The sequence below is a fragment of the Streptomyces triticirhizae genome (assembly GCF_003696235.1).
Taxonomy (GTDB): domain Bacteria; phylum Actinomycetota; class Actinomycetes; order Streptomycetales; family Streptomycetaceae; genus Streptomyces; species Streptomyces triticirhizae.
Genome location: NZ_RFFJ01000321.1, coordinates 1 through 3,896, shown reverse-complemented (window position 1 = coordinate 3,896; position 3,896 = coordinate 1). Strand labels below are relative to the sequence as shown.

The window sequence follows — 3,896 nt, the reverse complement described above, 5'->3', positions numbered from 1 at the left end:
GGGCGCCACGCGAGAGGTGGAGGCGGGCCAGCTCGCGGGAGGCGGTGGCCAGCAGGGCGGGCGCGCCGACGGCGCGGCACTGCTGGACGGCCGCCCACAGCAGGGGCTCGGCCGCTTCGGGCCGGCCGGCCAGCACCTCGACGCCGGCGGCGAACAGCGGGGCGAAGCCGGCGACTTCGGCGTAGCCGAGGCCGGCGGCGAGCCGGTCGGCGGTGGCCAGGCAGGCGCGGGCCTCGCCGGTGCGGCCGTGAAGCGCCAGCAGGTTGGCGAGCGGATAGCTGAGGGTGACGGTGGCGGTGGCGTTGCCCGGGCCGTGTTCGGCGAGCAGCGCGCGGCAGTGCGCGATGGCCTCGGGCGCCGGCGTCGGCCCGTGCCAGAGGGAGACGCCCAACGCGCCGAGCGCGATGGCGCGTTCGGGGGCGACGTCGGCGGCGACGGCGTGGTCGAGGGCGGTGGCGAGCAGCCGGCCGGCGGAGCGGTGGCGGCCGGCGAGCTGCCGGTCCTGGGCGATGCGGATCTGGGCCCTGGCCAGGCCGAGCCGGTCGCCGGCCGCCTGGAAGACGGGCATCGCGGCGTGCGCGGCGTCGGCGGCGGTGCCCTGGTCGCCCTCGGGGTCGAGGGAGGCCAGCTGGAGCCGGGCGTGGGCGTGGGCGAGCCGGTCGCCGGCGCGGGCGGAGACGGCGAGGACCTTCCGCAGCAGCGCGCCGCCCTCCTCGGCGCGGCCCAGCGCCAGCCAGGTCTCGCCGAGGCCGAGCGCGGCCGTGGTCCAGCTCGGCTCGTCGGACTCGCTGTGGCGCAGGGCGCGTTGGTGCAGCTCGGCGGACCAGCCGAGGTCGGCGCGGGCGAGCGCGTGGCGGCCGGCCTCGGCCAGCGCGCGGGCGGCGCGGGCCCGCAGGGCCCGGGTGCGGGGCCCGAGTTGGCCCAGCTCCCGCAGGTGGAGATACGCCTGTTCGGTGTGGTGGGCGGTGAGCGCGGCGCCGATACCGGTGCGGGCGGCGAGCCGCTCGTGCCAGGTGGCGCGGCGCCGCTTGCTGAGGCCCCGGTAGGCGACGTCGCGCAGCAGCCCGGAGCGGAACTGGTGGCTGCCGGGCGCGCCGCCGGGCGCGGGTTCGAGCAGACCGCGCCGGGCCAGCTCGTCGAGGGCCTCGGGCGCGGCCCCGTCCTCGGGGGTGCCGGCGAGCAGGAGGTCCACCTCGGCGGTGGTGAAGCGGCGGCCGACGACCGCGCCGGCCTCCAGCGCGGCGCGCGTCGGCCCGTCGAGGCCGTCGATGCGGGCGGCGAGGACGGCGGTGACGGTCACGGGCAGGCGGCCGGGGTCGGTGGCGTCGCCGCCGTCGGCCGCCCAGGCGAGGAGCTGTTCGAGGTGGAGCGGGTTGCCCTCGGCGCGGCGGATCGCCGCCTCGCGCACCCCGCTGGAGAGCGGGCCGGCGCGGCCCACGAGGTGCTGGGAGGCGGCGAGGCGGCGGGCGGCGTCCTCGGGGAGCGGGCCGAGCGGCAGGTGGTGGGCGGGGGCGTCGGGGTCGGCGGGGGCGTCCGGCGCGTCGAAGTCGGCGGCCAGGGGCGGGCGTTCACGGGTGGGGCGGCCGGCGTGGAGCAGCAGCACGGGCCGGTCGGCCAGCGTCTCCCGCAGGCCGCGCAGCCCGCGCAGCAGCGCCGGCCTGGCCCACTGGGCGTCGTCGAGGACGAGGGCCAGCGGTCGGCGGCGGGAGAGTTCGGCCAGCAGGGTCCCGACGGCGCCCCAGGTCGCGGCGGTGGAGGGGCTGGGCGTGCCGTCGACCAACAGGCCGCCGCGCAGCACCTCGTGGGCGGCGCCGCCCTCGCCCGATGGCACGCCGGTGTGGCGCAGCAGGGAGGTGAGGGCGTCGGCGAGCGGGGCGAGGCTCGCCTCGTCGCCGTGGCCACGGCAGCTGGCGGCGCCCACCGGCACGCCGTCGGCGGCGAGTTGGGCGAGCCAGGCGCGCAGCAGCCGGGTCTTGCCGATGCCGGCCTCGCCGGTCACCGTGACCAGGCGGGCGGCGGGTCCGGTCGTCACGTCCTTCCAGTGCTCGGTCAGCCGGCGGAGTTCCGCCTCGCGGCCCACCAGGGGCGTGGCGTCCGGCGGGGTGTCGGCGCCCGCGCCGCGCGGGGCGAGCCCCAGCAGCCGGAACGCGCGGACCGGCTCGCGCTTGCCCTTCAGACGCAGCGGGCCGAGCGGGGCGACCTCGGCTTCGGCGCCGAGCAGCAGGCGGGTGGCGGGGCCGATGAGGATCTCCCCGGGCGGGGCGGCCTGTTCGAGGCGGGCGGCGACGTTGACGACCTCGCCGGAGACGAAGGTGCCGTCGGTGGCCTCGCCCGAGGTGACGACCTCCCCGCTGTTGACGCCGATCCGCACCTCCAGGGTGCTGCCGACCTCGGCGGCCAGCTCCTCGTTGAGTGGCTTGAGCGCGGCGATCATGTCGAGCGCGGCGGCCGCCGCGCGGCGCGCGTCGTCCTCCCGCACGCGGGGGACGCCGAAGACGGCCACCACCGCGTCGCCGATGAACTTCTCCACGGTTCCGCCGCGCGCCTCGACGCCGGCGCGCATCGCTTCGAAGTAGCGCAGCACCACGGCGCGGAGCGTCTCGGGTTCGAGGACCCCGGACAGCTCGGTGGAGCCGACGAGGTCGCAGAAGAGCGCGGTGATCATCTTGCGTTGCTCGGGCACGGTGTGACTCCCTCGGTGTGCGCCCGGTGGGCCCGTTCGGAACCCGGGCCTCAGAACAGGGCGGCGCCGGCCACGGCGGCGTGCGCCCTGACCTCGGGCTCCACCGCGTCGAGGCGGGACTTGATGTCCAGCACCAGGGCGAGTTCCTCGGGGGTGAGCGCGGCGAAGACGGCGCGCTGCTCCGGGGTGAGGGAGGGCACGGGGAAGCCGGCTTCGGCGAGTTCGCGCAGGGTGCGCGCGGCGTCGGCGTCGCTGGCCCCGCCAGTCCCGCTGGCGCTCGGCTCGCCGGGAGCGTCGCGCTCGTCGCGGGCGGCGGCGTCGCCGGCGGCCGCCGGGCTGCCGGCGTTGCCTTCGGGCGGGTGGGGCGTGGTGGTCGTCATGGCGTGCGGGCCTCCTCCGGGGCGGTCGGGGTGCTCGGGGCGGTCGGGGTGAACGGGGTCAACGGGGGCGCCGCGGCGGTCAGCTCCTCCAGCACCGCCAGCAGCGCGGCGACGGTGTGCAGGGCGCTCAACCGGGCCGCGCGCCGGGCGCGTTCGGTGGTGACGCCGGCGTCGAGCGCGGCGACGACCTCGGCGCTGTGGCCGGGGTCGGCCTCGGCGTGCAGCCGCACCGAGTCGAACGCGGCCGGCGGCAGCCCGGTCCGCTCGGCGAGCAGCGCGGGCAACGCGGCGTGCGGGGCGTGGAGTTCGAGGACCAGGACATAGCCGAGGAGCGCGGCCGGGTGGTGGTGGACGACCCAGTAGTAGGGGGCGCCGACCAGGCGGGCCACGGCGGCCGAGGGCGGCTGTTCGAAGGCGCGGTCGGGGTCGAGGCCGGCGGCGGCCAGGTCGTCGAGCAGCCAGTCGTCGTGGTGGCGCTCGCGGGCGATGTGCGCGTCGAGGAAGCCGGCCAGGGCGTCGGCGCCCGGCTCCCCGGCGCCGGCCGCAAGGGCACGGCAGCGGCGCGCGGCCAGCTCCATCAGGGGCACGGAGGCGCGGATGACGGCGTGCATGGTGGTGAGGTAGCGCGCATAGCGCTCCGTGAGCCCCTCGGGGCGCCAGAGCGCGGCGGACGCGCGGCGCAGCGCCGGGGACAACGGCTCGACGAGGGCGCGCAGTTCGCGCCCGGCCGGGGCCCTCACGGCGTGCCTCCCGGCTGGCTCGGCCCGCCGGCCGTCTCGTCGAGGAGGTGGGCGTGCCGGGGGCTGCCGTGCCGGGCGACGAGCGCCACCGGG

Annotated in this window: 3 protein-coding genes; all 3 read right to left on the bottom strand. The window is 79.0% G+C overall.

Annotated elements, in window-relative coordinates; translation table 11 throughout:
* On the bottom strand, window positions 1–2,683 hold a 2,683-nt coding region (locus tag EBN88_RS28990), incomplete at its 3' end, for an adenylate/guanylate cyclase domain-containing protein (RefSeq protein ID WP_122399974.1).
* A 50-nt stretch (window positions 2,684–2,733) separates the two neighbouring features.
* Complete coding sequence (locus EBN88_RS28985; RefSeq protein ID WP_122399975.1) at window positions 2,734–2,913, bottom strand: aroma-sacti cluster domain-containing protein; 180 nt, start codon at window positions 2,911–2,913, stop codon at window positions 2,734–2,736.
* Window positions 2,914–3,059: 146 nt separating this feature from the next.
* Complete coding sequence (locus tag EBN88_RS28980; protein WP_122399973.1) at window positions 3,060–3,803, bottom strand: iron-containing redox enzyme family protein; 744 nt, start codon at window positions 3,801–3,803, stop codon at window positions 3,060–3,062.
* Between the last annotated feature and the right edge of the window lie 93 nt (window positions 3,804–3,896).